The organism is Microbaculum marinum (assembly GCF_037855135.1).
GTDB classification, from domain to species: Bacteria; Pseudomonadota; Alphaproteobacteria; order Rhizobiales; family Tepidamorphaceae; genus Microbaculum; species Microbaculum marinum.
On record NZ_JAZHOF010000001.1, the window covers coordinates 580,315 to 606,258 of the forward strand.

General features: G+C 62.7%; 31 protein-coding genes. 10 read left to right on the plus strand and 21 right to left on the minus strand.

Annotation, left to right across the window (positions count from 1 at the left end; all coding sequences use genetic code 11):
• Positions 1–5: 5 nt before the first annotated feature.
• Positions 6–1,175 (minus strand): NAD(P)-dependent alcohol dehydrogenase, encoded by a 1,170-nt coding sequence (locus V3328_RS02710; protein WP_340328098.1) that lies wholly within the window; start codon positions 1,173–1,175, stop codon positions 6–8.
• A 165-nt stretch (positions 1,176–1,340) separates the two neighbouring features.
• Between V3328_RS02710 and V3328_RS02715 the strand changes: the two genes are divergently transcribed.
• Positions 1,341–1,805 carry a hypothetical protein gene (locus V3328_RS02715; protein ID WP_340328099.1) on the plus strand — a complete coding sequence of 155 codons (465 nt, stop codon included), beginning with the start codon at positions 1,341–1,343 and terminating at the stop codon, positions 1,803–1,805.
• A gap of 39 nt (positions 1,806–1,844) precedes the next feature.
• On the opposite strand, the gene V3328_RS02720 is transcribed toward V3328_RS02715, so the two are convergent.
• The 6 genes from V3328_RS02720 to V3328_RS02745 form a co-directional block, all read right to left on the minus strand.
• Positions 1,845–2,753 carry a TehB-like domain-containing protein gene (locus V3328_RS02720; RefSeq protein ID WP_340328100.1) on the minus strand — a complete coding sequence of 303 codons (909 nt, stop codon included), beginning with the start codon at positions 2,751–2,753 and terminating at the stop codon, positions 1,845–1,847.
• 167 nt (positions 2,754–2,920) lie between these two features.
• Complete coding sequence (locus V3328_RS02725; RefSeq protein WP_340328101.1) at positions 2,921–3,253, minus strand: hypothetical protein; 333 nt, start codon at positions 3,251–3,253, stop codon at positions 2,921–2,923.
• 13 nt (positions 3,254–3,266) lie between these two features.
• Positions 3,267–3,884 carry a NifU N-terminal domain-containing protein gene (locus V3328_RS02730; RefSeq protein WP_340328102.1) on the minus strand — a complete coding sequence of 206 codons (618 nt, stop codon included), beginning with the start codon at positions 3,882–3,884 and terminating at the stop codon, positions 3,267–3,269.
• A 39-nt stretch (positions 3,885–3,923) separates the two neighbouring features.
• The gene (locus V3328_RS02735) at positions 3,924–4,457 is read right to left on the minus strand and encodes a DUF2249 domain-containing protein (protein ID WP_340328103.1); all 534 of its coding nucleotides are present in this window, start codon (positions 4,455–4,457) and stop codon (positions 3,924–3,926) included.
• Positions 4,458–4,479: 22 nt separating this feature from the next.
• Positions 4,480–5,832 (minus strand): hypothetical protein, encoded by a 1,353-nt coding sequence (locus V3328_RS02740; protein WP_340328104.1) that lies wholly within the window; start codon positions 5,830–5,832, stop codon positions 4,480–4,482.
• A 57-nt stretch (positions 5,833–5,889) separates the two neighbouring features.
• Entirely contained in the window at positions 5,890–6,144 is a 255-nt protein-coding gene (locus V3328_RS02745; RefSeq protein WP_340328105.1) for a DUF2249 domain-containing protein, read from the minus strand.
• A 367-nt stretch (positions 6,145–6,511) separates the two neighbouring features.
• On the opposite strand from V3328_RS02745, the gene V3328_RS02750 reads away from it, so the two are divergent.
• From V3328_RS02750 to V3328_RS02765, 4 genes are all read left to right on the plus strand, one after another.
• Complete coding sequence (locus V3328_RS02750) at positions 6,512–6,967, plus strand: hypothetical protein (RefSeq protein ID WP_340328106.1); 456 nt, start codon at positions 6,512–6,514, stop codon at positions 6,965–6,967.
• Positions 6,960–7,211, plus strand: a complete 252-nt coding sequence (locus tag V3328_RS02755) for a DUF2249 domain-containing protein (protein ID WP_340328107.1) — start codon at positions 6,960–6,962, stop codon at positions 7,209–7,211. Before V3328_RS02750 ends, V3328_RS02755 begins: the two co-directional genes overlap by 8 nt.
• Before the next feature lie 253 nt (positions 7,212–7,464).
• Positions 7,465–7,749 (plus strand): hypothetical protein, encoded by a 285-nt coding sequence (locus V3328_RS02760; RefSeq protein ID WP_340328108.1) that lies wholly within the window; start codon positions 7,465–7,467, stop codon positions 7,747–7,749.
• 70 nt (positions 7,750–7,819) lie between these two features.
• Positions 7,820–8,248: an organic hydroperoxide resistance protein gene (locus V3328_RS02765; RefSeq protein ID WP_340328109.1), complete on the plus strand. Its 429-nt coding sequence runs from the start codon at positions 7,820–7,822 to the stop codon at positions 8,246–8,248.
• A gap of 27 nt (positions 8,249–8,275) precedes the next feature.
• Here the strand turns inward: V3328_RS02765 and V3328_RS02770 are convergent, their stop codons facing one another.
• Positions 8,276–9,460, minus strand: coding sequence for an NnrS family protein (locus V3328_RS02770; RefSeq protein ID WP_340328110.1), 1,185 nt, complete (start codon positions 9,458–9,460; stop codon positions 8,276–8,278).
• Positions 9,454–10,149 (minus strand): NnrU family protein, encoded by a 696-nt coding sequence (locus V3328_RS02775; protein ID WP_340328111.1) that lies wholly within the window; start codon positions 10,147–10,149, stop codon positions 9,454–9,456. The genes V3328_RS02770 and V3328_RS02775 overlap by 7 nt, the downstream gene beginning before the upstream one ends.
• A 214-nt stretch (positions 10,150–10,363) precedes the next feature.
• On the opposite strand from V3328_RS02775, the gene V3328_RS02780 reads away from it, so the two are divergent.
• The gene (locus V3328_RS02780) at positions 10,364–10,840 is read left to right on the plus strand and encodes an RrF2 family transcriptional regulator (protein ID WP_340328112.1); all 477 of its coding nucleotides are present in this window, start codon (positions 10,364–10,366) and stop codon (positions 10,838–10,840) included.
• 122 nt (positions 10,841–10,962) lie between these two features.
• Positions 10,963–11,301: a ferredoxin FdxA gene (gene fdxA / locus V3328_RS02785; RefSeq protein ID WP_340328113.1), complete on the plus strand. Its 339-nt coding sequence runs from the start codon at positions 10,963–10,965 to the stop codon at positions 11,299–11,301.
• 232 nt (positions 11,302–11,533) lie between these two features.
• Here fdxA and ccoS read toward each other — a convergent pair whose 3' ends face one another.
• The 7 genes from ccoS to ccoN form a co-directional block, all read right to left on the minus strand.
• On the minus strand, positions 11,534–11,737 hold the full coding sequence (gene ccoS, locus V3328_RS02790; protein WP_340328114.1) for a cbb3-type cytochrome oxidase assembly protein CcoS: 204 nt from the start codon (positions 11,735–11,737) through the stop codon (positions 11,534–11,536).
• Positions 11,734–14,007: a heavy metal translocating P-type ATPase gene (locus V3328_RS02795; protein WP_340328115.1), complete on the minus strand. Its 2,274-nt coding sequence runs from the start codon at positions 14,005–14,007 to the stop codon at positions 11,734–11,736. The genes ccoS and V3328_RS02795 overlap by 4 nt, the downstream gene beginning before the upstream one ends.
• Before the next feature lie 3 nt (positions 14,008–14,010).
• The gene (locus tag V3328_RS02800) at positions 14,011–14,829 is read right to left on the minus strand and encodes a DUF2189 domain-containing protein (protein ID WP_340328116.1); all 819 of its coding nucleotides are present in this window, start codon (positions 14,827–14,829) and stop codon (positions 14,011–14,013) included.
• Between the two features lie 207 nt (positions 14,830–15,036).
• Positions 15,037–15,918, minus strand: a complete 882-nt coding sequence (ccoP, locus tag V3328_RS02810; protein WP_340328118.1) for a cytochrome-c oxidase, cbb3-type subunit III — start codon at positions 15,916–15,918, stop codon at positions 15,037–15,039.
• A complete protein-coding gene (locus tag V3328_RS02815; protein ID WP_340328263.1) occupies positions 15,909–16,079 on the minus strand; it encodes a cbb3-type cytochrome c oxidase subunit 3 in 171 nt (56 codons plus the stop codon). Before V3328_RS02815 ends, ccoP begins: the two co-directional genes overlap by 10 nt.
• Positions 16,080–16,096: 17 nt before the next feature.
• On the minus strand, positions 16,097–16,849 hold the full coding sequence (gene ccoO, locus V3328_RS02820) for a cytochrome-c oxidase, cbb3-type subunit II (RefSeq protein WP_340328119.1): 753 nt from the start codon (positions 16,847–16,849) through the stop codon (positions 16,097–16,099).
• A gap of 2 nt (positions 16,850–16,851) precedes the next feature.
• Complete coding sequence (gene ccoN, locus V3328_RS02825) at positions 16,852–18,489, minus strand: cytochrome-c oxidase, cbb3-type subunit I (RefSeq protein WP_340328120.1); 1,638 nt, start codon at positions 18,487–18,489, stop codon at positions 16,852–16,854.
• A gap of 385 nt (positions 18,490–18,874) precedes the next feature.
• On the opposite strand from ccoN, the gene V3328_RS02830 reads away from it, so the two are divergent.
• The 3 genes from V3328_RS02830 to V3328_RS02840 all read left to right on the plus strand — a co-directional run bounded on the left by V3328_RS02830 (position 18,875) and on the right by V3328_RS02840 (position 21,457).
• Positions 18,875–19,345 (plus strand): group III truncated hemoglobin, encoded by a 471-nt coding sequence (locus V3328_RS02830; protein WP_340328264.1) that lies wholly within the window; start codon positions 18,875–18,877, stop codon positions 19,343–19,345.
• A gap of 63 nt (positions 19,346–19,408) precedes the next feature.
• Positions 19,409–20,044 carry a 5-formyltetrahydrofolate cyclo-ligase gene (locus tag V3328_RS02835; RefSeq protein WP_340328121.1) on the plus strand — a complete coding sequence of 212 codons (636 nt, stop codon included), beginning with the start codon at positions 19,409–19,411 and terminating at the stop codon, positions 20,042–20,044.
• Positions 20,045–20,506: 462 nt separating this feature from the next.
• Positions 20,507–21,457: a LysR family transcriptional regulator gene (locus V3328_RS02840; RefSeq protein ID WP_340328122.1), complete on the plus strand. Its 951-nt coding sequence runs from the start codon at positions 20,507–20,509 to the stop codon at positions 21,455–21,457.
• A 57-nt stretch (positions 21,458–21,514) separates the two neighbouring features.
• Here the strand turns inward: V3328_RS02840 and V3328_RS02845 are convergent, their stop codons facing one another.
• The 5 genes from V3328_RS02845 to trbL are packed head-to-tail and all read right to left on the minus strand — an operon-like array spanning position 21,515 to position 25,941.
• Positions 21,515–21,760: a DUF2274 domain-containing protein gene (locus tag V3328_RS02845; protein ID WP_340328123.1), complete on the minus strand. Its 246-nt coding sequence runs from the start codon at positions 21,758–21,760 to the stop codon at positions 21,515–21,517.
• Between the two features lie 2 nt (positions 21,761–21,762).
• Complete coding sequence (locus tag V3328_RS02850) at positions 21,763–22,932, minus strand: TraB/TrbI/VirB10 family type IV secretion system protein (RefSeq protein ID WP_340328124.1); 1,170 nt, start codon at positions 22,930–22,932, stop codon at positions 21,763–21,765.
• Positions 22,929–23,906 carry a P-type conjugative transfer protein TrbG gene (gene trbG / locus V3328_RS02855; protein WP_340328265.1) on the minus strand — a complete coding sequence of 326 codons (978 nt, stop codon included), beginning with the start codon at positions 23,904–23,906 and terminating at the stop codon, positions 22,929–22,931. Before trbG ends, V3328_RS02850 begins: the two co-directional genes overlap by 4 nt.
• Positions 23,903–24,592 carry a conjugal transfer protein TrbF gene (trbF, locus tag V3328_RS02860; RefSeq protein WP_340328125.1) on the minus strand — a complete coding sequence of 230 codons (690 nt, stop codon included), beginning with the start codon at positions 24,590–24,592 and terminating at the stop codon, positions 23,903–23,905. Before trbF ends, trbG begins: the two co-directional genes overlap by 4 nt.
• Positions 24,589–25,941, minus strand: a complete 1,353-nt coding sequence (trbL, locus tag V3328_RS02865) for a P-type conjugative transfer protein TrbL (RefSeq protein ID WP_340328126.1) — start codon at positions 25,939–25,941, stop codon at positions 24,589–24,591. The genes trbF and trbL overlap by 4 nt, the downstream gene beginning before the upstream one ends.
• Between the last annotated feature and the right edge of the window lie 3 nt (positions 25,942–25,944).

The following is a 25,944-nucleotide window of genomic DNA, read 5'->3' on the forward strand; positions in this document are numbered from 1 at the left end:
TCATACTAAATATATCTTAGCCCATCATCATCGAATCTACAATGATCAAACGTGCTGGAGAGGTCCGTGCCGCCGCGGCGGTGGCGTCTAGCGACGTGTCTAGGGGTGATCGCCACCTTGATCACTCCGTCGCGCTGGTTGGCAAAGAGGTCATAGGCGTCCTCGATCTGATCCAGTCGGAAACGGTGCGTGACGAGGCGGCGGGTGTCGAGGCGGCCCGACGCAATGACCTCCATCAGGCGACGCATGCGTTCCTTTCCGCCCGGACAGAGGGTCGTGACGATCTTCTGGTCGCCCAGGCCCGCGTGGAAGGCGTCAAGCGGGATCTTGAGATCGGCCGAATAGACACCCAGTGACGACAATGTGCTCCCTGGCCGCAGCACGCGCAATGCGGCTTCAAACGTCTCCTGACGTCCCAGCGCTTCGATGGCGACGTCGACACCGCGGCCGTCGGTGCGTCGCATGATCTCCTCGACCGGGTCGGTCTTGGTGAAGTCGATCGCGTGATCAGCGCCGACGGCGCCTGCCAGTGCCAGCCGCTCAGAGATCGCGTCGACAGCGAAAATCGTGGTGGCACCCATCAGGCGGGCTCCTGCCGTGGCGCAGAGGCCGATAGGTCCTTGCGCGAAGACGGCCACGCAGTCGCCGATCTTGATCTGGCCGCTTTCGGCGCCGGAGAAGCCGGTGGACATGATGTCGGGACACATGAGGACCTGTTCGTCCTCCAGCTCGTCCGGTATCGCGGCGAGGTTGGCCATTGCGTCGGGCACCAGCAGGTATTCGGCTTGGGCGCCATCTATGGTGTTTCCGAAGCGCCACCCGCCGAGCGGCTTGAAGCCGTGCTTGGTGTCGCGACCGTCCTGAGAATGACAGCCGCAGAGGCAGGCGGCGCTGTGACCACTCGGCGTGATTGCTCCAGCGATGACGCGCTGGCCCTCCTCATATCCTTGAACGGAGCTGCCGAGCTTCTCGATGATGCCGACGGGCTCGTGCCCGATGGTAAGGCCTGGGGCGACGGGGTATTCGCCTTTGAGGATGTGCACGTCGGTTCCGCAGATCGTCGTCGTCGTAATGCGGACCAATGCATCGAGCGCGCCGACTTCGGGAATCGGCTTTTCATCGAGAACGATGCGATTGGGCTCAACGAAGACGGTGGCTTTCATCTTCTGCGCCATGGCTCACTCCTTCCACTTGGAGGCGTAATGCCGGGGCGACTGGCGCAGCGCGGCAACAGCCCGCAATGGGCCGCATGCTGGGGAAGCCGGCGTTGCGGCTTGTGTCGTCCTAGTAAAACAAATATCCTCTGTATATCTTAACGCGTGGATCGGGAGTACGCAACGGTGGAGCTGCCGCATTCGAGAATATCCGCATTCTCTGTCTTGTTGATCATCGTCGCGGCGGGTTGGCTGGGCATGCTGGTCGGTGTTTCGTTCCTCGCCACCCCGGCAAAATTCCTGGCGCCGAGTCTCACGCTGCCGGTTGCTCTGGACGTTGGCCGGCATACCTTTGCCGTCTACAACAAGGTCGAGTGGGGATTCTGTGTCGCTTTGTTGCTGCTGGCGTTTCTGGGAAGGCGCGGCTGGATCAGTGGTGTGTTCACGATCGTCGCTGTATTGATTGTTGCGCTCGAAACCGTGTGGCTGCTGCCTCTTCTCGATGCGCGGGTCGGCGTCATCATTGCAGGAGGTGAGCCCGCCCCGTCGAACCATCACACGCTCTATATCGCGCTGGAAGCCGCGAAGATGGTGGCAATCATTGTCGTTCTGGTGGACATGTCATGGCGCGTCCTGCGGCGGCCCAACTAGCCGGAGCCGCCGCTGTCCTTAGTCTTCGGACCGTCGAGGTCATCTGCCGGCACGTCGATAGAATTCGATAAAGAACCGGCCCGGCTCCAGGAATTCCACATGATGCAGGACCTCGGGCTCGATGACGATGGTTTCGGGCGCCGCCGCTTCTCGAACTCCGTTCTTCGGAGGCTCCAATTCGTAGCGAACTCTTCCTTCCAGAACATGGAGGAGACCCCATGTGCCGGCTTTGGTTGAATGGGCGGAGCGAAGCTTGTCGGGAAGATTGTCCGAGGTGAAATCAGGTGAGCGTCCGTAGGCTTTGGCGTCATCGGGCAGCTTGGCTGGGATATCGGTCATTGATAGCTCCATTGGCATTCGAGGGGGCAAACGAGGCCTCGGTTTGGATGTCCTTTCGGAATCGTGCCGACGTGTCGGCAGCTCGATCCCGGAGTTGGCCGACGGGATGTAGATGAACATGCGCGAGCAGTAGTCGCAGGCGAGGGAGCCAGGCTTTCCTTCGCGGAAGGCGTACCAGACCTTGGGATGCCCGAGCTGTGGATCGGCCCCATTGCACGACACGCGGGTCTCTCGTGTGATCACGACGTCGGCAAAGAGCGAGGTGTCGTCCTGTGTTGGGGGCTGTTTTCGGAGTGTTGCCGTGACGATCTCGGGAAACGCGGACGCGCAAGACGCGATTGCGGCATTCGGTTCGACAGGCTCGACCGCGTAGGAGGACCTGATCGGGGCGGCTGTCCGCGTCGTCGGCGACCCGTTGCCGACCGAAAATGTCTGTATTGCTGCGTCGAGCCGCATTGCGACGAGGTGGGCGGCGTGTGCGGATTCGGCGCATATGATGATCTCCGCCCATGCGGGATGCCCGACATGCCCCGGCGGGTCGCACGGCCCCTCGGGCTGAATTCGCCACAGCGACGTTGGGCGTTTGAATTGCGTCCGGTCGGCGTGCATTCAGAATATCCCAACGACAATCGCGATGAGGAAGAGGAAGGCTGCACCGGCAATCAGGCGAGGAGCGAGAAAGGCGCATCGGGAGCGTACGGTGTCCGTCACTCTCAATATCTGGGCCCGGAGACCCGTTTGAAGCGCACGGCATGCGTGTCCAACAACAGTGGTCGTCATCGATCGGACTCCCGCTCGCCGGAAGTTGATGGGAGGCGGGCATCGGCAATGGCAGGATCGTGAGAGACGATATGCCCGGCTTGCCGAGGCGGCTCGGTCCAGGTCAAGCGCGGTGTCAGACGATGCAAGAAGACGTCGAAGCGGCGGGCAACGTCAGGTTGCGCTGTTCGCAGCAGCGCGTAGGTGCGGCCGGCAAGACGGCATGCGTTTTCGGCCTCTCCGGCTTGAGCCAGGCTGTGGAGGCTTTCGAGAAGAAGATCGGCAATGGGGAAGGCAGGTCTGACCGGCTCGTTACGGGCCGCGATACGGTGCTTGGATGTCGAGTTCATCGTCAGCCAGCCCTCAGCGAATGCCAAAATGCGCCTTGGCGTCGTCGCTCATCAGCTCTGGCGACCAGCGCGGTTCATGGGTCAGCGTGATCTCGGCCATTTCGACGCCCTCGACAGAGGCCGTGCACTCCCGTGCACCTTCGGTGAGATAGCTGGTGGCGGGACAGCCGGGCGTCGTGGTAGTCATGATGACCGAGGCGACGCCGTCGGCATCGACATGCACATCATAGATCAAGCCGAGATCGACGATATTGTAGCCGAGCTCCGGGTCGATGACCCGGCGAAGGGCCTCCTTGATCTTCTGCGCGACTGCGTCTGTCTCGGTCGGCGCCGCGGCGTCGACGGTTTGTTCGATGATGATCGGCGCGCCAGCCATGAAATGTTCCATGATCGCGCCGAGGAGAGCCGGCTTGAGATGCTGCCACTCACCCTTGTTCTTGGTGACGGTAATGTAGTCCGACCCGAAGGACAGGGCCGCAACGCCAGGCACCTCGAAGAGCCTTGCGGCGAGCGGAGAGCGAGCGGCTTCGCTACGATCAGAGATGCTTAGGGTTCGGCCCGGGAGAACGTCTCTGCCAGGCAGGAACTTCAGGCTCGCCGGGTCGCTTGTCGCTTCGGTCTGGATAAACATCGTGAGACTCCCAAGGGGTCGGCGACGGGCAGTAGGCTCTCAAGCCGCCGGTTTCTGGCCTTCGCCGACGCGCACGAGGATCTTGTAGGTGGTGCCGTCCGGCTCGAAACCGCCCTGCCATGCATGCCCTCGCTTGGCGAGCTCGGGGAAGAGAAACATCGGTTCGCGGCAGAGCAGGGCTTGGAGAACGTCGCCTGATTCCATCGTCTCCAGCGCCGCCAGGATGCGGACCATCGGCTCGGGTGGCTCGAGGTCGCGATTGTCCATCTGCTGGGCAGGTTCGGGCCAATCATCCGTGTCCGGGGCTTCGGCCGCAGCGCTTGCCTCGCCCTCGACGGGGGCTTCAGCACGCCTGAACAGGACTTCCCAGTCGCCGCCCTCGATCTCCCTGGCTTCGTGAGCAAAGCCCTTGCGGCCGAGCACCTGGAACAGCGGAACCGGCTTGAATGTCGCGTAAAGCCGCAATCCTTCGTCGGGGGCGAGAGCATCAACGGTTTGCATGATCTTTTCGAATGGTTCACCGCCGCCGCGGAGGATCGGACGAACGTCGAGGTCGACAAAGGTCTGTGGCATGGGGGGTTGGCCTCCTTTCCGGTCAGGTTGAGTTCGGGAGGGACACGAGGAGATGCGGCCGGTGCGCGCCGTCGGGCAGCGGGACCTCCGCCGTCAGGTCCGACAGCAGCCGCGTGCGCAGGAGCTGCACGGCGATCGCGAGTGTGGCGACAAGCATCACTCCGTTCGCCATTCTGAAAGCTGTGGCATGCGCGAAGAGCAGAGCCGCGGTCGCGCCCCAGACGGACAGAAAATAAAGGAGGAACCACGGCCGGGCGCGTCCTTCGATGACGAGATCCTGCACCCGAGGCGTTGCAGTCTTGCCGAGCACGGGGCCGTAGCATTCGAGCCAGGTCAGGAAGGCGACGATCTTGTAGAGCTTGGCGAGCCCGAGGCCGGTCAGCCATCCGAACGCTGCGAGGAAGACGACGGCGCCGATCTGGTCTGAAAGACGGTTCGTCGCGATCAGAACGACAATGAGCGCGACGGCTGCGGCGAGCGAGATCAGCGCGAGGGCGGCCATCTGGCTGTTGAGCTCGATGATGCGGCGCTTGCGGGCGCGATAGAGATAGAAGATGTCGGCACCGTAAAGTGCCAGAGCGGCAAACCCGAGAAGGGCGCCGACGCAGAGCGCGGGTAGGATTGTCACGTCGCGAAGGATCTGCGCAACTCCGCCGAGGATCACCACGGCGAGCGCGCCTGTCCCAAGCCAGAAGACCGCACGGGGACGGGCGCCTTCCAATTCCGGTGCGAGCATGAACATCGCCAGGAGACGGTAGCTCACGCCCATAGCCGCAAATGTCAGCCAGCCGCCGAGCCCGGCGAGGACGTGCAGCGGCAGACCGCCCGCGGTGATCGCCAGGAGCGCTTCGGAATGGACCGGTCCGGCGAAGACGAGACTGAAGGTTGCGCCGAGTGCGACTGTTGCGGCGAGGCACAGGAGAGCCACCGCGACGAAACGCGCCGGCAGGGGGAGAGGTCGAGCCTGCCAGAGCGTGCGACCGAGATTATAGAGGACGAGCGCAAATCCGGATGCAAGCAAGCCGGCGGCGAGCGGGAAGGGCCATGCGCCCACGTCGATCGTGCCGGAGAGCTGAAGAAAACCGGAAAGCAGCGCGGCGAGCCCCGCCACAAGCAAGACAAGGGTTGGCAGAGGCAGCGAATTGCTGTGAAGGGGCCGTGCGATGAGGACCGGGACAAACTGAAAGAGCGCCCCGCAAAGCAGAAGGCTGAGCCAGCCGATGGCGATGAGGTGGACAAGAACGAGCGTCTGCGGAGCCCGGATCGGCGCAGATGGAAAGCCATATCCTGCCGTCATGAGGCACTCGCCGAGGATCAGCGACAGGAGCGCTGCGGCGAAATAGGACATGGTCCAACGTGAGAGCGTGACACCCATCGTGAGATTTTCCACCGGACGCGACGCCGGTCGGAGCCGGCGTCGCGTCGAGGCGTCTTAGGCCGCCTTGGCGTGCTTGCCGATCTCGACGCGCCAGACCTGTGGCCCCTGTTCGACATAGGTCCAGGAGAACTGGCCCGGATACTCGGCTTCGAGCTGATAGTAGAGCGGCTTGGGATCGTGATCGTTGACCAGGACGAAGGATGCGCCCGGTTCCAGCGCGTTCACGAGCTCGAAGATCTTGGCGTGGCGGTCCGCCGGCACGAGGCTCCGGACATCGACGACGTCGGCGGTGTTTGAGGGCTCACTCATGGCATTTTCCTTGTCTTGGTGTGAGGTCTTGAGAGCGGGTCATGGCCGAAGCGGCCCTGCCCAGCATCGCTGGTCCGCCGCATGGTGGCGAAGGCCCTGGCCAGAAGCCTTCCCATTGCTTCTCCGCGCAGCAGCCATCGACTTTGTGCCGTGGCGCCAAACGGCGCCGCGGATCGAAGGGCCGGATAGGCGTGGTCGTTGTGGTTCATGGCAGCGCGTCTCCGGAGGCGGCATTCACGCTTTCCAGTCTTCCTGCTAAAAGATGTATTGTCAATGTATCTTTTATGAGATAGGAGAATGGAGACGGAAGCGGAGGGTCCGGCTGGTTGGTCGGCGAGGCCGCTGAGCGATCCTACGGAGGTGCGCCATGAACATGATGGTGGGCGGGATCAAACCGATGCAGGCCGCCGGATCAGGACAGGTGGCGGCCCTCATGGATGGGCTTCGTGAGCCGCCCCTTTCCCTCGCCGCCGGCGACATCGCGGAGCTGCCGGTATCGGAGTTGGCGGCGATCGTCGTGTCGCATTTCCGTGCGCATGGCCACATCAGCAATGTGATGACGCACATTTCCGGCGCGCGGTGGGATCGTGTGGAGGAGGCGATCCGCGTGATCCTCGATCCCTGCGCCGGCAAGCGTCAAATGACACCGCTTGCCGAAAACATCGTCGATCTTCTGTGCGCCGAGCGGGGAGTCACGGGGCGGATCGTCAAGCCGTATTTCGAGACGCTTCTGGGCCGGCTGCTGCCGGCTGACGTCGCGGCGCGCATGTGCGCCCATGTGGCGTGTCTATCCGGCGATCAGGCGAGATACCGTCATGGGTGAGCAGGCTTTGTCCAAGGAACGGGTCGTGGACGTTCGAGAGATCAGTCCAAGCGTTCGGCATACGGTCATAACTCAACTGGTCACGCATCTCGCGGCGGGCGAGACGCTGCAGCTCATCGTCGACCACGATCCGCGCCGCCTGAGGCTGCAGCTTGAGGTCCGCGACGGCGGCATTTGTTGGGAGTATCTCGAGAAGGGACCCGACATCTGGCGCGTTCGCCTCGGTCGCGGAGCGAGCACATGAGCTTGGGTGAAGCCCTGACCCCGGTTTGGAATCGATTCCGACGGGCATGCGGCGTGGGGGCGCCTGCCCTGTCCAGGCCGTCGCCGCAGAGGATGCAGGACGACCGCAGCACGGAGTGCCGGGACCGCCGGCTCGATCAGCTGGAGCGAATTTACATGGCCGCGAATGCGGGGCTGTGGGGTGACATCAGCGTGATGGTCGCGGTGGCTGAAATGCTCGAAAGAGACAGATTTGCGGAGACGAGGAGCGAGCGATGATGCCATCGAGCGATGAACGGCTCTACATGTCAGCCAATGGAGTAAGACAGCCAATCGGTCCGGACGACTCCGACATCCGTTCCTACCACGAGTCGCTTATTCGCGCGGATTACGAGCGGTGCCATCCGGACGACTCGTTCGAGGATTTGAAGCATCGCGCCCGGTTCTCGAAAGAGGACCAGGGCTTGCTACGCGACTGGATGGCGGTCGCCGCGGAGCGGGCGCGGCAACAGCAGAAGGATGCGGCGCCCGAGATCAGGCGGCCTCCGATTGCGGCCTAGCGCGGGCCGATCGTGTGGAACGCCGCCTGGTTGGGCGCAGATCGCTTTTCATCAGCAAGAGGAAAGACCGATGCCCGAAAAGATCTTGTACACGGCCGTGGCGACCGCCCGAGGTGGGCGCGAGGGCCAGATCCGCAGCGACGATGGCGTGCTCGAGGCTGCGCTCTCGGTGCCGAAGGAGATGGGCGGTCCGGGCGGCGCACGAACCAATCCGGAGCAGCTGTTTGCGGCCGGCTATGCGGCGTGCTTTGAGGGAGCCGTGCGGCTCGCAGCCAAGGAAGCCGCTCTTCAGGTCGGTCCCGACACGAATGTCACGGCCCATGTCGGCATCGGGTCGCGGCAGGCCGGCGGCTTCGAGCTCGCGGTAACGCTGGAGGTCCATGTCGACGGCGTGGCCAAGGATCGGGCGGAAGAGCTCGCAAAGACGGCACATGAGAAAATCTGCCCCTATTCCCATGCGACGCGCGGAAATGTCGAGGTTCAGATCCGCCTGATCTGAAACCCTGACGCGCCAGGCCAAACGGGACTACGTCTTTTTCCGCGCCCAAAGGAGCATCGGCCCGTAGAGAACCACGAAGGCGCAAAACGCCGCCGTCCAGGCGGCGGCGGCCAGCTCGTGCAGCGTGGCGGCCCGGTCGGGGAGGACAATCGTTGCCAGGCGCAGTACCACCGAAAGGATCACGAGCAGATAAATCAGTGTCGTCGTCGGGGGAGACGTGAGGGGGCGGCCGGAATGTCCGCGAGTCGCACGAGTCATCACCGCGAGCGTCATCACCCCCACCGCGCCAGCGGTCCAAGCATGGAGCGCGACGGCGGGCGGAACGGCCTGCGGCCATATAGTCGAGATGCCGACCGCGAAAAAGCCCAAGGGTATGAAGGCATATCCGACATGCAGGATGAGGACGAGCGGCTCGCGGCAGGTATGCAGGCCTGACCACCGTGCGAGCCGGGCGCCTTGCGCGAGGGCGCTCAGAATGAGCGCTGCTCCGGTGAGCAGCCGATCCGGGAAAGCGATCCAAAGCCCGAGGCTCAGCACGGCGATGCCGAGTGCGTAGCGGTCGAATGCGTTGAAGGGCGTCGGAAGATGCCGGCTTTGTTGCTTCGCGAGCCAATTGCGGGTGAAGCTGGGGACGATCCGCCCGCCGATCAGCATGATCAGGATCACCAGGATCGAGGTGGTCGCACGGATAGCGTGGAGCGGCTGGCTGAATAGGTAGAGCTCGATGTGGAAGGCGATATTGACGAGCGCAAAGACCACGAGGATCAGCGCGACCTTGAGATTGCGGCGATCCCTCCCGGCAAGGATTTCGCGGAAGACGATGGCGGAAAAGCCGAGAAGGAACAGGCTGTCGACCGTGGCCGCGGCTACGAATCCGACGATGTCGGTGAACAGGATTGCGATTCGCCCGGCCAGCCAGAGCGTGAAGAGAGCAAGCAATGGCATGCCGCGAATCGGCAGCCGGCCGGTCCAGTTCGGAATCGCCGTTAGCAGGAAACCTGCCACGACGGCGGCGCCGTAACCGAAGAGGAACTCGTGGGCGTGCCAAGCAACGGCGCCGTAACGCGACGCAAAGCTCAGATGCCCGGTCAGCAGCGCGACCCATAGAACCATCGCGAACGCCGCCCAGGTGGCGGCGCCGAGGAAGAACGGGCGGAAGCCATAGCTGAAGAGCGCGAAGCGCGATAGGGCCGTCGGCATATTTGTCACCATGGGAGCAGGCTCAGCGGGTCGGGACCGATGAGCAGCCTATGACCCTGGAGGAGAAACCACAGATAGGCAGCGAGGCTGATGGCCGTGTGCAGCATGAACGGCCCAGAGAACCGGATACGGGCGTTGCGCGAGGCGATGGCGAGAAAGGGCAGGACGGAGGTGCCGCGCGAAAGCGCCTTCCAGCGCTCGTCTCCGAGACGCGCTCGCGCGCGACGGTCGAGGAGGGGCATTCCCGCTGCGGCCAATGCGGCCATGCCGCCGAAGAGAATGAGGGATACGATGTCGCCATTGGGCGGAAGATGCGCTCCAGCCCAGATCAGGAAGCCCCAAAGCACGGGATGCCGCGTTATGACGACAATCGGCGCGAGCGGGAGCGTCGGATTGCGGCGGCGAAGCGAAATCGACAGCGGATTGGGCTCGGCAAGCCCGGCGACGACAAACCAGAACGCCAATGGCATGGCGACGACGGGGATGACGGACTGCCATGGCGCGAAGCTCCAGAGCGCCATGTAGGGCGCACTTCTCGCAGTGATGACGATCCAGACGAGCAGCGCGAGCGAGAGAACGGAATATGCCAGAAGGTATCCGCGGCGGCCGAGGAGCGCGATCAGTCGCCGGCGGACAGGCGGTGCTGGCGGTACGACGTGGGCGGTCAGGAAGAGAAGGATCGCAAGGAGAAGCTGGGCCATGGTCGGGAAACGTCAGCGATGAGTGGACTCTAGAATAAGATTCATCTATTATCCATCATATATCTGGTGCAGAGGAACTTCATGCATTCCGTGAACGACCGAGACGAGGCAGGTTCTGAACGAGGCGCCGAGCGTGCGGCGCGCTCTCGGCTCCCCTTGCCAGCCCGTGCGCGCTGATCGCCGCGATGCCGCGTTGCGGACCAGGTAGAAACACATGCGTCTAACGACATTTTCCGACTACGCACTGCGCGTGCTGATGTACGCCGGATCCGCCGGCGATCGCCTGATCACCATCGAGGAGACCTCGAGGGTTTACGGGATCTCCCGCGCGCACCTGATGAAGGTCGTCAATATCCTGACGAAGACGGGATATCTGAAGGGGGTTCGCGGGCGATCGGGCGGGTTCACGCTCGCCAGACGGCCCGAAAAGATAAATCTCGGGGCGGTCGTGCGGACGACCGAGCCGGATTTCGCCTTGGTCGAATGCTTCGCAACCGGCAATCAGTGCGTGATTACCGGCTGCTGCCGGCTGCCCAACGTTTTCAATGAAGCATTGACTTCGTTCGTCACCACATTGGACCGCTATACCCTTGCCGACATCATGCTGGCGGAACGCGATTTCAGGGTGCCGAATCCGCCGGTTGAGGAAACGCGCGGGCCTGATTTTGCGGCTGTCGGGATGCGTCGCTAGCCGGGACGATGGGCCGGCACGGGGGCAAGCCTGATCCGGCCTTCACGGACCGCGAAGCGAGATGTCGCTTGCCTTAAAGATATATGTTACATATATCTTTAAGCATCGGAATGAGGATGGGCATGACCCACGTTGTCACCGACAATTGCATCAAGTGCAAGTTCACCGATTGTGTGGAGGTCTGCCCCGTAGACTGCTTCTACGAGGGGGACAACATGTTGGTGATCCACCCTGACGAATGCATCGATTGCGGTGTCTGCGTTCCTGAATGTCCGGCTGAAGCGATCTTTCCGGATACCGATCCGGCGGCCGAGCCGCAATGGCTTCGCCTGAACCAGGAATATGCCGACAAGTGGCCGAATATCACCCGGAAGAAAGATCCCATGCCGGACGCTGACGCGTTGAATGGCGTCCCGAACAAGCTCTCGGAGTTCAGTCCGAATCCAGGCGAGGGCGACTGAGGTTCAAGCCGTTCGGCGAACGCATCTCAAAATAGCGAGGCTGCGACCGCGACGAGACTGGCCGTGAGCGCAATGAGGCTGGGCACAATGACCGCTGCCCCGAAAAGAAGCGCGACTGCGCCGATCCAGTCGACTTGCCGGCAAATGAATTTCATCGTGGAGCCATCCTAACGCTCGCTGTGCCGCAGGCTAGATTTCTCATAATAGTCAAAAAGAGTTGGCCTTCTTAGTTTCAGCGCCGTTCATTATCATTCTTGCGGGCGGATTGGTCCGAGGGCTCTGTGAGTGGCCAGTCTTCCTTCTGGGCGAGCAGGACCCTTTCCGCGGCGCCGTCAAGATCATCATATTGACCGGTTCGCATCGACCATATGAATGCGAGAAGAGCGACCGCTCCCATTGCGAGGGCTATGGGGATGAGCCACGCCAGAACCGTCATAGCGCTTTGTCCGGCAATGGCAGCATGGAGATGTTTCTCTTTGCGGCACCGGTCGTGCGCTGTTTGGTGCGGGGAAATCGCAACGCATTTGCGACCACCAGCACGGAAGACAAGGACATTGCCAAGGCGGCGATGAGTGGCGTGACGTGACCGGCTACTGCGATCGGGATCACGAGCGCGTTGTAGGAGACCGCAAATATCAGGTTCTGCCGTACCAGACGATTGGCCGTGCGCGCGATCGTCAGGGCTTCCGGAACCGCCATCAGTCCGCTGCCGAAGTAAACGAGGTCGGCTGCGGCCCGGCCGACATCGGCGGCGCTGGCGGGAGCCATGGAAACCAGAGCGGCGGACAAGGCGGGGGCGTCATTTAGGCCGTCTCCGACCATCAGGACCTTGCCTCCCTCCCGGCGGCGCTCTTCAAGCCATGCGGTCTTGTCCTCGGGGAGGAGCGCGGCGTGGGACGTCTGGATCCCCAGGGAAGCTGCCGCAGCGGATACCGTCTCGGGGCGGTCGCCCGAAAGCATGGCCACTGCCAGGCCACGATCGCGCAGCATCTCGACAACCTCACGGGCTCGGGGGCGCAAGGCGTCTGACAATTCGAAGAAGCCTGCGGAGCTGCCGTTCCTCGCGAGGGCCGTTCCCGAGAATAGGCTGCGGTCGGCGGTGCTCAGCTGTCGACCCAGCGCCCATTCCGGCCGCCCGAGCCGATAGTGGTCGCCGCCCACGCGTCCTTCAACGCCGTATCCTGGCCGCTCTCTGAACTCTTCAACCTCGATGTGACTTGCCTTTTCTGCAAGCTCCGCCACGGCGCGCGAGACCGGATGCCGCGATCTTGCTGTCAGCGCGGCCGCGGCACTGAGATCCTTCCCGGTGACGCTGCATCGCGCTACGTGAAGCTCACCGATCGTCAGCGTCCCGGTCTTGTCGAAAACCACGGTGTCCACTTCGGCCAAGCGTTCCAGCGCACTGCCTTCCTTGAGGGCAATTCCGCGTTCGAGCAGGCGGCGCGCGGCAACCACCTGCACCATGGGAACAGCCAGGCCCAAAGCGCACGGACAGGTTATGATGAGCACGCAAATCGCCACGGTCAGCGAGCGATGCCAATCGCCCGTAGCGGCGATCCAGCCGAGAAACGCCAGCGCGGCGAGCCCATGGACGACGGGCGAGTAGAGGGCGGCAGCGCGGTCGGCGATGCGTCTATAGTGCGCTCTGGCGTGCTCAGCCGCCTCCATCATTCGGATCATGCCGGCAATGAAGGAATCGCGCGCGGTTCGCGTGATACGGATCTGGAGCGAGCCGTTCAGATTCATCATGCCTGAAAGGACTTGGGTTCCCGGTGTCACAGCAACCGGACCTGCTTCTCCCGTAACGAGCGCCGCATCGATGTCAGCGGTCCCGACCTCGACGGTCCCGTCGAGCGGGATGCGCTCGCCGGCGGCGACCAGCACGAGCTCACCCGGTTCGATCTCGCCGTGCGGCTTGTAGGTTCTCGTTCCGTCCGGCGCGATGACGCTCGCGCCGCGCGGCATCATCTTGGCAAGTCCGAGCACCGCCGTTCGCGCTTTTCGCCGCATCAAGTGATCGAGTGTTCGACCACCGAGGAGGAAGAAAATCAACGCGGTTGTGGCGTCGAAATAGGCATGCGGCTCATTCTGAAGGGTGTCGTGGACACTGAGCGCCAGGGCGAGCAGGATGCCCAGAGAAATCGGTACATCCATGTTCGTCGCGCCCGACCTGACGGCCGCCCAGGCCGACCGGAAGAAGATGCGCCCGGAATAAGCGACTGCGAGGACCGCCAGGAGCGCGGAGAGGAGGTGAAAGGCGTGGCGTGTTGTCTCATCGGCGCCTGCCCAGACCGAAACTGACAACAGCATGATGTTCATAGCGGCAAAGCCTGCGACCGCCGTCGCGCGGATCAGCCTCGCGAGCTCGGGGTCGGCTTCGTCATCCTCGTATGAAAAGAGGCTGGCCTCGTAACCGGCGTCGGAAAGGGCGCGTAGAAGCGGTGGCACCGGGCCGCCAGGCCGCCATTTCACGGTGGCGCGACGGGTCGACAGATTGAGCCTCGCCGAGACAACCCCCTCGAGCTTCGTCAATGCCCCTTCGATTGCCGCGATACACGATCCACAGTGAGCGGAGGGTACGGATAGGTCGGTCTGGACGAGCCCGTCCTCGATATTGCGGCTGGCGTGGAGAATCTCCTCGGCCGACGGCCTTTCTGCGCGTTGCGACGGAAGAGGTGACTCTGCACCGGGAGCACAGCAGGCCATTTGCTAGGCCTCCTCCCGGGCGACAGTCCGATAGGCATGCCAGGTCGCGTGCCCGAGCCAAGGGAAGAGAAGGACCAGGCCGGAGAGCCCGGTGGCGATGCTGACGACAAAAAGGGTGAGGACGATCGCGCCCCAGACGACCATTGGAATGAAATTGTTCCACACCAGTGCCATGCTCGTGCCCATGGCGGTGAGCGCGTCGGTACGCCGGTCTAGCAGCATGGGGATCGAGAACACGCTGATAGCAAAGGCGAATGAGGCGAACAGGCCGCCGGTCGCCGTGCCGACGACGAGCATGGCCCATCCGAGCGGCTGCGTTAGCAAGAGGGCGAGGATGTGATCGAGACCCGGAAAGGGCCTCAGACCGAAGAAGAGAGCGTAGATGAGCACGGCGGCGCGCATCCACAGAAGCATGAGCAGGCACAGCAGGACGCCCGTGAAATAGACCTGTCCACCGGCTCTGGGACGCACGAACAGCATCCGGTTGAGAGTCACGCTCTCTCCCGCCTCCAGGGCCCGGCTCTTTTCATAAAGTCCGATCGCCAAGACGGGAGCGACGATCATGAAGCCTGCCAGCGCCGGGAAGAGGATATAGTCATGCCCGAAGTAGCCAAGCAGCCATACCAGGCTCAGGGACAGGAGAAAGACGCCAGTGCCGTAGACAAGGCTTGGTCCGGGCTGCTTGACAAGGTCACGCCACCCCGCGCGAAGCCACTGCAAGCCGATGCCGGGCGGCAAATGCCTTTGCCAGCGCTCGCTCCTTGTCTCCTCGATGCCGGACGTTTCGCTCAACAGACCGTAGGATTTGTCGGCTTCAACCATCTGCTGGTGCTCCTCAGCACGCTGATTTGGCCGCTCTGTACCGCCCATTCTCGCCGGCATCCTTCAAATGGGGGACGCAATCGGGTTGGGAGTTGATGGCGACATAGACGAGATGGATATTGGCGGCCGCGAAGACCAGAATTGCGGCGGGTATGATGACCCAGATCAGCAATCGCGTGCGGCTTGTAAGCCTTCTGCGGGCAGCCGTCATGGATTTTCGACCCCGAGCGAATGGACATAAAGCGCGAGGATCTTGATCTCGGTATCGGTCATCCGTTCGTCCCAGGTTGGCATGTGGCCCTGCCTGCCGCCGTGGACGGTGGCGACGATCGTGTGTAGATCGCCACCATAGATCCAATATGGATCCGTCAGATTGGGGGCGCCGAGATCCTGGTTGCCTCGCGCATCTTCGCCATGACAGGCGGCGCAGTTGGCCAGGAAGACTTCTCGTCCCGACTCAATGCTTTCGATGTTTTCGGCAGTGGAATAATCCGGGTTGGAAAGTGAATAGACATAGGCGGCGGCCATGCGCACCTGATCGCGATCAAGGATCCCATCGCGCCCGAAGGAAGGCATCTGCGCGAAGCGGCTGTCGGGATGCTCGCTGTTGATGCCGACCCGCATGGTCTCGGCTATGATCTCAGGGTTGCCGCCCCACAGCCAGTCATCGTCCGCCAGGTTTGGATAGTTGGCGCGACCCCTGCCATCGATGCCATGGCACGCTGCGCAATTGTCGCCGAACAATTGATGTCCGGAGCTCCTGACGATCGACATGAGCTGCTCATCCGCCTGGATTTCGCTGAAGCTCGCCGATTCGATCCTGTCCATCCAGGACGCACGCTGCGCGGCTGCGTCGACCAACTGCTCTTCAACCGTCTTGCGTTGATCCGTTTGCAGGAGGCCTTTCGTGTAGGTCGTGCCGAAGGGCCAGGTCGGCATGAGTATCCACCAGAGAACGGCGAAGATATGCGTGACGATGAGGAAGATGAGGATGCCCCGCGGCACCGGGGTATCCAACTCCTTGATGCCGTTCCACTCATGACCGGTAGTCTTGTGGCCGCTGACCGGATCGCGCTCGTCTATTGCCATGGCTTGTCGTCCCGGTCGAGAATGCTTTTCTTGGCCCTGTCGAACCGCTTCTTGTTGGAGGGCCAGAAGGTGTAGGCAAGAACGCCGATCGCGAGCGCCAACAGATAGAACAGGCCCCAACTCTTGGAAAAGGCGACGAGGGTGTCGTGGTCGATGTCCATGAGCGTCTCCAGCGCCGTCATTCGATCGGTTCCGGCGGTTTCTGCGGAGCGGCAGTGTCCAGAAAAGCCGCGTCGGTCAGCCGGCCGAGCACCTGCAGATAGGCAATGAGGGCGTCCATTTCGGTGACTCGGGTGGCGACGCCGTCGAAGGCGCGGACCTGCGTTTCCTCGCCGTAGCGCTCCGTGACCCCGGAGGCGGAATCGCTGTCCGGGGAAGCCTGGCCGTAGGCGTCGCGGGCGGCATTCTCGATCATCTCGTCGGTGTAGGGCACGCCGACCGCGCGCTGTGCCTCGAGGTGCAGCGGCAGGTCCTCAGTTCGAAGTGAATTCCGGGCGAGCCACCGATAGGCCGGCATGTTCGATTCGGGCACGACGTCGCGCGGATTCGTCAGATGGGCGACATGCCAGAAGTCTGAATATTTCCCGCCGACGCGCGCAAGATCGGGCCCGGTTCTCTTCGATCCCCACAGCATGGGATGATCGTACCGGGACTCGACGGCCAGCGAATACGGACCGTAGCGCTCGACTTCGTCCTGCAGAGTCCGGATCATCTGGCTGTGGCAGGCATAGCAGCCTTCGCGGATGTAGATGTTGCGTCCTGCAAGCTCCAGCGGTGTGTAAAACCGCATGTCGGGTGCTTCCTCGACCGTCTCGTCGATGGTGAAGAGCGGCGCGATCTCGACGATGCCGCCGACACTTGCGGCGGCGATGATGGCGAGCACGAAGCCGATCGTGGAACGCTCGAGTTTGCGATGGAAGAATTCCGGCATCGTCACTCTCCCGGGACCGCGACAGGCTGGGGGGCGTCTGACCCGCGTGGAGCAGTGAGTGGCGCCGTACGGAGGGTCATCCAGATATTGTAGGCGCCGACGATCGCGCCGAGCAGGAACAGAAGTCCTCCGAAGGCGCGTGCGATGTAATAGGGGTGCATTGCGACGAGCGAGTCGACGAACGAATAGGCAAGCGTGTGCTCGTCGGTATATGTCCGCCACATCAGGCCTTGGATGATGCCTGAGTTCCACATGGCGAAGATGTAGACGAGCGTACCCGCCAGGGCGAACCAGAAGTGGACCTCGACCAGGGTCGCCGAATACATGCGTTCACGCTTCCACAGGCTGGGCACCAACGTATAGAACGAGCCGAAAGTGATCAGTGCGACCCAGCCGAGCGCGCCCGCGTGAACGTGGCCTACGGTCCAATCTGTATAATGCGACAGCGAGTTGACCGGGCGGATGGCGAGAAACGACCCCTCGAAGGTGGCCAGGCCATAGAAGACCGCAGCCACCATCATGAAGCGGAGCGTGGCGTCGTCGCGCACGCGATGCCATGCCCCGTTCAGCGTGAGCAGTGCATTTCCGGCCGATGCCCATGACGGGACGAGCAGCATGACCGAGAAGGTCATGCCAAGCGTCTGCACCCAGTGCGGCAACGCCGTGTAGTGGAGGTGGTGCGATCCCGCCCACATATAAAAGAAGGTGATGCCCCAGAAGCTCAGGATCGAAAGCCTGTAGGAGAAGATGGGCCGCTGCGCCCGTACAGGAAGATAGTAATAGAGCATTCCAAGGAAGCCGGCCGTGAGGAAAAAGGCGACGGCATTGTGGCCGTACCACCACTGCACCATGGCGTCCTGCACACCGGGCCAGACAGTATAGCTCTTGGCGTGTCCCAGAGAGACCGGGACCGCGATATTATTGACGATGTGAAGGATCGCGACGACAACAATAAAGGCCATGAAATACCAGTTGGCCACATAGATGTGCGGCTCCTTTCGGCGTGCGATCGTCCGGATATAGAGGATGAAATAGGTTACCCACACAATGACGAGCCAGATGTCGGCATACCATTCGGCTTCGGCATATTCCTTCGACTGGGTGACGCCCATGAGATAGCCGGTGACGGCAAGCAGGCAGAAGAGATTATAGCCGACGAGGACAAACCATGCCGAGAGCTGGTCGGGCATCCGCGCGCGCGATGTGCGTTGCATGACGTGGAAGGACGTGGCGATCAACGCATTGCCGCCAAAGCCGAAAATGACCCCAGTGGTGTGGACGGGCCGGAGACGGCCGAAGCTGGCCCATTCCTGGTCGAAGGTGAGGTCAGGCCATGCGAGAAGGGCCGCCACCCAAACGCCGATGAACATCGCAAAGACGGCCCATGCCATGGCCGCGATGACGCCGGCCTTGATGGGCTCGTCGTAATAGCTTGAGAATCTCTCGGGACTGGGTTCGGGCTCGTAAAAGCCGTTTATTATGACGAAGACACAGGCGAGACCAAAAGCGAGAATAATGAACCCGTGCGCGCCAAGCATATCCTGGCGGCCCGCGGCCGCGAGTGTGAGACCACAGATGGCGACGAGACCCGAGATGACAAGCGCTATCTGGCGCTCGCCGCCTGTTAACGTTGCAACCATGTAGCAGTCACTCTCGTTGGTCGTCGGACGCGGCGCGTCGCCTGTATGGGAGGTGCGCCGCTTAACATGCATTTCGTATATATCTTATCTTGAGAGAGGACAACAGGGTGCGTTATGTCGCGGACGGGTGGGCGGCGACATCGTGTCAGAAGGGGAGATCGCCGCCGCGCCGTCACCGAGGCGTCTCCTTGCACCTCCCATGCACACAGGGATTGCCTCGTGATGAGGTAAATGATACATTGGCCATATATGTTATGGCTTTAGCGACGCTCATCAAACGTGGCCAAGCCTGCGCGTTCTGCGAAGCGGGCGGTGAGTTGGCGTGCGGCTACAGCTTGGGGCGTTCGGCTTGGTGGCGGATGCGCATATCGAGGGAAAGGACGGCATGTCACAGAATGACCGGCGCGCGCGTATCACGGCTGAAATCGTATCGAACACGGGGATCGATGAAGAGCTGATCCACCGGTTTGTGCATGCTTTCTACGCTCGCGTTCGTGAAGATTCCATTCTGGCGCCGATATTCGATAGTCACGTCAATGATTGGGGCGCGCATCTGGAAAAGATGTGCGCGTTCTGGTCGTCGGTTGCGCTGTTGACCGGACGATACCATGGTCGTCCCATGGAAAAGCACTTGCCGCTCCCGATTGATGCGCATCATTTCGATCGGTGGCTAGCCTTGTTCGAGGACACGGCGAGACAGGTATGTGCGCCTGCCGCCGCAGATCATTTTATCGAACGCGCCCGACGCATCGCCGAAAGCCTGGAGATGGGAATCGCTACCCAGACGGGCGTTCTCCTGGGCAAAGGGGAGCGTTACATAAGCAATGACTTGAAGGCGCAAGAGGCGGCAGAATAGCGGAGGTCTACCGTGGCGAAGCGGGAGAATGAGAATGGGCAATACGCCTCTCCGCCATGTCTTATGCACGAGATCGAACCCGGTTATTCCGGTCTGCCGGTGTCAGATCCGAAACAGCAGGAGCTCGACGTCAGTCGCTGGCGCAAAGCCGAACGGTCCCGTCAGATTGCTTCGCGTCTGGCGCTCCCATCGGAGCAACGTCGGGTCCATGGCAAAAGGATCGCCGGCCATCTCAAGAAGTTGATTGGAGATGCGGCTGAGCAGGTCGTGAGCGCCTATTGGCCGTTCCGCGGAGAGCCGGATCTCAGGTCTTTGATGACGGCGCTCGCGTTCGACGGGGCGCGCACGGCGCTACCCGTCGTCATCGAACGGGGTCGTCCGCTCGTCTTTCGTTTGTGGAAGACGGGCGATCGGCTGGAGAAGGGGGTCTGGAACATCCCGGTTCCCGCTGACGGTGCTGTGGTTGTTCCTGATGTCGTGATTGCGCCCGTGGTAGGGTTCGACCGCGAAAACTACAGGCTGGGCTATGGCGGCGGCTTTTTTGATCGTACTCTCGCGGCCACGACCAAGCGTCCGCGTGTTTTTGGTGTCGGATACAGCTCTGCTTTCATGCCTACGATCTATCCGCAGGCTCATGACATCCCGATGGACGCGATCATTACCGAGCAGGGCGAGATGCGGTTTGACGTTGGCGTTTAGCACATGCGTGCAACGGTTCCCGCAGTCTTGACAGGCCATATCGTGACACGCGGGACTACGACGCACGGGCGGGGCTTGTACGATTTCCGTTTCAGGCGTCTCCGTGGCCGAGAGATTGCGCGCCGGCGTGTCGAACGACTTCGCATTGAGGACCGATCGCCGCGACGGCATTCGCTCCAGCTATAGGGCATTCGGCGGAACGCTGCTTCCGCGCTGCAAGGAATGCCTGTGGCATGCGGGCTCACGACCTCGCTGCTGAAACTTTTCTCACTGAGAAAAAGATATATTGGGAATGACTCTTTAGCGTAGTGGGCGCATACCCGCACTCGCGTGCGGTGAACCGTCCCAGATGACAAAGGGATAGAAGGTTGTCGAGCCTTATCCGCTTTCTGGCATGCGGCGCCTGGCAAGCTGTTGAATCGGCAGGAGTACAGTCGAGCGGTGGTTTGAGAGACGAGGGCAGTGGTCAGGGCTCTAAAATACTTCATCACCACGGCTGAACTTGGGAGCTTCCGCCAAGCTGCTCTTGTTCTGCGCCGCAAGCAGTCGACGGTCAGCCGCGGAATTCGGCGGTTGGAGGATGATCTTGGCGTTTCGTTGTTCGAACGCGGACCCAATGGCGTGCGGCTGACGGATGCGGGCAACTCGTTTCTCGCACAGGTGCTGCCGGCGTTCGAGCAACTGCAGGAAGCGACGAAAGGGGCAGCGGCGGCCGGCCGGGGCGAGCTCGGTATCGTCCGGATTGGTACGTTAACGTCTTTGATCGGCGGATTTCTGCACGAGTTGATTCGGCAGTACACTGTCAGCAATGCGGGCGTCGCAATTGATCTAATCAATGGGAGCCGCCAGGAGCTTCTCGCGGGTGTTCGCGCGCGCAGGTTGGATATCGCGTTTGTAACATGGTTAGGTGAGGTACACGACTGCGATGTAGTGCACCTTTGGCGGGAACGGATTTACGTCGCCATGCCGAAGAACCACAGGCTGGCCGCATTCGCCGAGATCGACTGGCCTGATCTGGCCGGGGAGCGCTTTATCGTCGGTCGATCGCCACCAGGTCCAGAGGTCCGCGATTTTATTGTTCAGCGGACATTCGGGCGAGCACCTTCGGTGACCATAGAATTTCGAGCGGGCTCAACCCAGGATCTTGTCCGGCTCGTGGCGCTCGGGCAGGGCATAACATTGGTCTCAGAGGCGTGGGAGAAGGTAGAACTCCCTGGATTGGTTTTATGCCCATTGTGCGACGAAGCGGATATCTTGCCGTTCTACGCCGTGTGGTTGCCACAGAACGACAATCCTGCCTTGCGGCGATTTCTCAGCGTCGCTCACGTTCTGGCCGGTCGAGTCAGGCGTGGGAGCTCCGATTGGGCGTCCCCGCGGGCCGCATTTGGTGGACGATTCTCGCAATCGCGTTGAGACCATAGTCGATCCGCGTTGTTTGCCGCTCCCCCAAGCTGTGTCGACGGCGACAACTCAGCCTTCGCCCTGAGAGTCCCTGTCCCGGACTGCCTTGCGCGCCTTGCTGAAACCACGATCCGTTGCAATGAAGCGCTCCAGCATCGGGACGATCAAACGCACCGAGTCGCCTGGTGATTGGCCGGTTTCACGACCGAGGATCTCGGCATATGCAACAAGGTCACGGTGCAGGCTGGCCGGGAGCTCCACGGTGACCTTGACGGGCTTGTCGTCGGGCAACGGACCGAGCTTCAACTTCACCATTGTCAGCCTCCATAGGGCTCGAGAACCAGGTCGCGGGTCACGATCACACGGACTGGAAACCCGGGCCGGATCGTGAGCGTCGGTGCGACCTGCAATTGGCGTTGGACGATCTGCTGGCCCGCGTCGTTGATCGTGTCCTGCGCACCATTGCGGATCGCCTGGATCAGGCGTTCGTCATCATCCATCGTCAGTTCCGCCCCGACCGAGAGCAGCGTGGAGAGCCCGGCGGCCTTGGCCAGATCCCACCAGTGGTAGTCGACCCCGTCCTCGAGCCCTGCGTAGCCCTGCGTGTCGGCGCCGGGCTGGCGTTCGAGGACGATGGAGCGGCCATTGGGAAAGATCAGCCGGTTCCAGACGAGCAGCACGCGCCGGTCGCCGAAACCCACGTCATTGCTGTATTCGCCAATAATGCGCGTGCCCTGCGGGATCAGCACCATGCTGCCGGTCGGACTGTCATAGATGTGCTGGGTGACCTGCGCCGTGATCTGACCGGGGAGGTCCGACCTGATGCCTGTAATCAGCGCTGCCGGAATGACGGACCCGGCCTGCAGCACGAAGGGCGATGCCGGTGGCATGACGCGGTCGAGTGCGACGGTGCGCCGGTCGACCGGGGCGTTGAGGAAGGCGAGATCGCTGCTTTGAGCAACACCCGTTTGGTTGCCGAGATTCAGTCCGGCGAGTCCAGGCGCGGGCGTATCGCGCGCAGCGCCTGGTGCGGTCTGGAAGAACACCCGGCTGGTGCGCGCCGCTTCCTCTTCGGCAAGCCGTCGTTGTTCCTCCGGATCGACGGCTGGCGCGTTGATCGCTGGCGGCGGAACCGGCTGTCCACGCTCCTGGGCGTCGAGGATCGGTCGGCCGAGATCGCCGGGAAGTGGCGGACCGAGCACCGGACCGGTGTAGTCGCTGGGCAACTCGTTCAATCCGTCGGCGGTATTGCGGTTCTCGGTCGAATAAAGTTCGTCGCTGCCAGCGCCATTGTCGGGCGTCTGAAGCGCGTAGATCAGGGCGCCACCGACACCGAGGGCAGCGATAAGACCGAGGCCGGCGAGAACCCGGCGCGAGAGCCGCGTTACACGCGGCGGTGTTCCCCGGAGGCGCATCGGTTCGGCGGTGTCGGCGGACGGTGCTTCGAGTGGCACATCTTCCTCCCTGGTGTTGTCGATGTCGCTCATGATCCGGGCCTCCCGTCGGTCCGCACGATCCTGACGGTCTGCTGACGGTCGCCGCCGCCAAGCCGCAGCTCGGCCGCCGCGAAGATGCGGTCGACGATAAGGATGTTTCGGTAGATGCGGCTGTTGACGATCTCAGGAGCGCCATCCGAGCCGAGGACGAAGAGCGGCGGCATCTCGCCCTGTACGATCCCGGCGGGGAAAACGATATAGACCCGCCGCCCGTCATCGAAGACCGAGACCGGCCGCCAGGGCGGGCTGTCGCCCTGCAAGCCATAACGGTAATGGCGTGCGGAAGCCGCCGGGATCCTCGGTGTTGTCGGCGTTGCGCGCTGTGTGGCGGGCGGCTGCGGATAGGCCCAGGCGACTGCGGGCATGTAGGGATCGTCGCGCGATCGCAGCTCGATCATGTAAGTGCGCCGGTCGGTGATGATGACGAGGTTGGTCACGATGTCGGGCCGCGTCGGTTTGACGAGGATATGAACGCGACGGGATGTTCCCGAACCGCTCTCCGTGTCGCCAATGATCCAGCGAGCGGTGTCTCCGGCCGCGATCGGTCCCGCACCGGTCAGCGCTTCGCCCGGTTCAAGCGCGATATTGGTGATCTGGCCGGGCGCGGCATAGACCTGATAGAGAGCGCCCTCGCTCCAGGGGTAGATCTGGATGGCGTTGTAATAGCCCTCCCGGCGGGGCTCGACCCGTGCCGCCGCATTGGCGTTCTCGACGCGGCCTGTTGGTGTGGAAGATGCCTGGCCACCTCGCGCGACGGTCCAGGCCGGCGGCGTGTGAAGCGGTCGTGGCCGCTCGTCAGTCGTGGGTCGCTCGACCGTCGGCAGCGGCGGTACGCTGTCGTCGTAGCTGATCTCCGGCGGACGATACGTGGCGCAGCCTGCGAGCGCCGACGCGGAGATCAGTGCAAGCACGGTTGCGGATTTACGGAGAGCCGGAAACGCGGGTTGGCGGACAATCGTACTCATTGGCCCATCTCCCGCGACCAGTTGATGGCGTTGACGTAGATCCCGAGCGGGTTGGCGCGCAGCCTCTCGGCGTCGCGCGGGGGCTGAATGACGATGGTCAGGATCGCGGTCCATCGCTCTGTCGTGGAGAGCTGGCCGTTCTCGTAGTGCCGCTCGATCCAGGCGACGCGAAAGGAGTTCGGCGAGGCGCGAATGACGCTGGAAACCTCGACTGCGACTTGCTGTCGTCCGACCCGTGTGAACGGATCGTTGGCGCGGGCATAGTCGTTGAGCGCTAGCGCGCCGCGATCGGTGGTGAACTCATAGGCGCGCAGCCAGTTCTGGCGCACGATGATCGCGTCGGCGGGGATCGCGCGCACCTGCTCGATGAAACGCGCCAGATGGAATGCGATCTGCGGATCGCTCGGCTCGAAGCTGGCGTCGGCAGGGCCGACCGCATGCGCCTCGCCGAGATTGTCGACCTCGACGACCCAGGGAACGACGTTGCCGGTCGTGGATTGCCAGACAAGGGCGCTCGCGAAGCCGCCGGACAATATCAGGCAGCCGAAGGCCATCAGACGCCAGTTGCGGGCTTGCACGCGGGCCGAGCCGATGCGTTCGTCCCAAACCTGGGCCGCGCGCTGATAAGGCGTCTCCGGTTCAGGAGACTTGCCGTAGTGGGTCGTGGATCGTTTGAAGAAGCTCATGAGCGGTTCCCCTCGGAAAGATTGACGGAACTGGCGCCGCCATGGCTGTCGCCGGAGCGCACGGCATGCGCGGCGGCCTGGACGCCATGGGAGAGACGCTGCGAGCGCTTCATGCGCTTCGCCCAGTCAGGCGCACCGTCGGTCGGTGTGGATGGAACTGCGGTGGAACCCGCCGTGCTGGCCCCGCCGCTAAGTACCCCGCCGGTCGTCTCGAACGCCGACCGGGCGCCCGACTGGAAACTCTGTCGCATGCTGCCGGAAGCGCTGGACGCGGCGCGGCGCAATGGCGACGTGGCGGCCTTGGCCCCCGTCCTCGCAACCGCGCCGAGACCGGAAGCAACGCCGGCGGCGCCGGACTGGCCGGCCGATCCGAGGCTATAGGCAGTTGCGGCGCCACCCGCGGCCGATGCACCGCCGCGCGCGGCGGCGGCTGTACCGGAGAGCGCCATGCCGCCGCCTCTGGCGGCGAGACCCACAGCACCCGCACCCGCCAGGGCAGCGCCGCCCACGGCAAGGCCCGTGCCGACGGCGGCGCCCGCTCCAAGCTGCGGCCCGCCGGAGACAATGCCGTTGGCGATGCCAGGTCCGAATATGCCGAGGCCGAGCAGCGACAGCGCTGCGAGCACCACGGCCATCGCCTCGTCGATCGTGGGTGTAACGCCACCGAAGCCGGCGGTGAATTGCGAAAACAGGGTCGAGCCGATGCCGATGATGACGGCGAGCACAAGCACCTTGATGCCCGACGAGATCACGTTGCCGAGCACCCGCTCGGCCATGAACGCGGTCCTGCCGAAGAGTCCGAAGGGGATGAGGACGAAACCGGCGAGCGTCGTCAGCTTGAACTCGATCAGGGTGATGAAGAGCTGGATGGCGAGGATGAAGAAGGCGAGCAGGACTAAGGACCAGGCAAAGAGTAGGCAGGCGATCTGGATGAAGTTCTCGAAAAAGGCGACCCATCCCATCAGGTCGGAAATGGATTCGAGCAAGGGTCGCGCCGCATCCAGCCCGGTCTGGGCCACACGGCCCGGCCGCATCAAATCGGCTGCTGTGAAGCCGGTGCCCGACGCCATCAGGCCGAGGCCGGCGAAGCTCTCGAAGACGATGCGGGCGAGATTGTTCCAGTTGCCGATGATATAGGCAAAGACGCCGACGAAGAGCGTCTTCTTGACGAGCCGTGCGACGATGTCGTCGTCGGCGCCCCAGGACCAGAACAGCGCGGCGAGCGTCACGTCGATGACGATCAGCGTCGTGGCGATGAAGGCCACCTCGCCACCGAGCAGACCAAAACCGCTGTCGATATAGCTGGTGAAGACCCCGAGGAAGTTGTCGATGACGCCCGTGCCGCCCATGGA

Bases quoted from the DNA above. Each gene is read 5' to 3' on its own strand.
- V3328_RS02725 (WP_340328101.1), bottom strand. From the start codon at position 3,253: ATGAACTCGACATCCAAGCACCGTATCGCGGCCCGTAACGAGCCGGTC.
- trbG (WP_340328265.1), bottom strand. From the start codon at position 23,906: ATGAGTACGATTGTCCGCCAACCCGCGTTTCCGGCTCTCCGTAAATCC.
- V3328_RS02780 (WP_340328112.1), top strand. From the start codon at position 10,364: ATGCGTCTAACGACATTTTCCGACTACGCACTGCGCGTGCTGATGTAC.
- V3328_RS02850 (WP_340328124.1), bottom strand. From the start codon at position 22,932: ATGAGCGACATCGACAACACCAGGGAGGAAGATGTGCCACTCGAAGCA.
- V3328_RS02815 (WP_340328263.1), bottom strand. From the start codon at position 16,079: ATGGACATCGACCACGACACCCTCGTCGCCTTTTCCAAGAGTTGGGGC.
- V3328_RS02755 (WP_340328107.1), top strand. From the start codon at position 6,960: ATGGGTGAGCAGGCTTTGTCCAAGGAACGGGTCGTGGACGTTCGAGAG.
- fdxA (WP_340328113.1), top strand. From the start codon at position 10,963: ATGACCCACGTTGTCACCGACAATTGCATCAAGTGCAAGTTCACCGAT.
- V3328_RS02710 (WP_340328098.1), bottom strand. From the start codon at position 1,175: ATGGCGCAGAAGATGAAAGCCACCGTCTTCGTTGAGCCCAATCGCATC.
- V3328_RS02730 (WP_340328102.1), bottom strand. From the start codon at position 3,884: ATGTTTATCCAGACCGAAGCGACAAGCGACCCGGCGAGCCTGAAGTTC.
- V3328_RS02835 (WP_340328121.1), top strand. From the start codon at position 19,409: ATGCACGAGATCGAACCCGGTTATTCCGGTCTGCCGGTGTCAGATCCG.
- V3328_RS02745 (WP_340328105.1), bottom strand. From the start codon at position 6,144: ATGAGTGAGCCCTCAAACACCGCCGACGTCGTCGATGTCCGGAGCCTC.
- V3328_RS02795 (WP_340328115.1), bottom strand. From the start codon at position 14,007: ATGGCCTGCTGTGCTCCCGGTGCAGAGTCACCTCTTCCGTCGCAACGC.
- V3328_RS02735 (WP_340328103.1), bottom strand. From the start codon at position 4,457: ATGCCACAGACCTTTGTCGACCTCGACGTTCGTCCGATCCTCCGCGGC.
- V3328_RS02765 (WP_340328109.1), top strand. From the start codon at position 7,820: ATGCCCGAAAAGATCTTGTACACGGCCGTGGCGACCGCCCGAGGTGGG.
- V3328_RS02845 (WP_340328123.1), bottom strand. From the start codon at position 21,760: ATGGTGAAGTTGAAGCTCGGTCCGTTGCCCGACGACAAGCCCGTCAAG.
- ccoP (WP_340328118.1), bottom strand. From the start codon at position 15,918: ATGGCAATAGACGAGCGCGATCCGGTCAGCGGCCACAAGACTACCGGT.
- V3328_RS02760 (WP_340328108.1), top strand. From the start codon at position 7,465: ATGATGCCATCGAGCGATGAACGGCTCTACATGTCAGCCAATGGAGTA.
- ccoN (WP_340328120.1), bottom strand. From the start codon at position 18,489: ATGGTTGCAACGTTAACAGGCGGCGAGCGCCAGATAGCGCTTGTCATC.
- trbL (WP_340328126.1), bottom strand. From the start codon at position 25,941: ATGGGCGGCACGGGCGTCATCGACAACTTCCTCGGGGTCTTCACCAGC.
- ccoS (WP_340328114.1), bottom strand. From the start codon at position 11,737: ATGACGGTTCTGGCGTGGCTCATCCCCATAGCCCTCGCAATGGGAGCG.
- V3328_RS02740 (WP_340328104.1), bottom strand. From the start codon at position 5,832: ATGGGTGTCACGCTCTCACGTTGGACCATGTCCTATTTCGCCGCAGCG.
- V3328_RS02775 (WP_340328111.1), bottom strand. From the start codon at position 10,149: ATGGCCCAGCTTCTCCTTGCGATCCTTCTCTTCCTGACCGCCCACGTC.
- V3328_RS02750 (WP_340328106.1), top strand. From the start codon at position 6,512: ATGAACATGATGGTGGGCGGGATCAAACCGATGCAGGCCGCCGGATCA.
- V3328_RS02720 (WP_340328100.1), bottom strand. From the start codon at position 2,753: ATGCACGCCGACCGGACGCAATTCAAACGCCCAACGTCGCTGTGGCGA.
- V3328_RS02800 (WP_340328116.1), bottom strand. From the start codon at position 14,829: ATGGTTGAAGCCGACAAATCCTACGGTCTGTTGAGCGAAACGTCCGGC.
- V3328_RS02830 (WP_340328264.1), top strand. From the start codon at position 18,875: ATGTCACAGAATGACCGGCGCGCGCGTATCACGGCTGAAATCGTATCG.
- ccoO (WP_340328119.1), bottom strand. From the start codon at position 16,849: ATGCCGGAATTCTTCCATCGCAAACTCGAGCGTTCCACGATCGGCTTC.
- trbF (WP_340328125.1), bottom strand. From the start codon at position 24,592: ATGAGCTTCTTCAAACGATCCACGACCCACTACGGCAAGTCTCCTGAA.
- V3328_RS02770 (WP_340328110.1), bottom strand. From the start codon at position 9,460: ATGGTGACAAATATGCCGACGGCCCTATCGCGCTTCGCGCTCTTCAGC.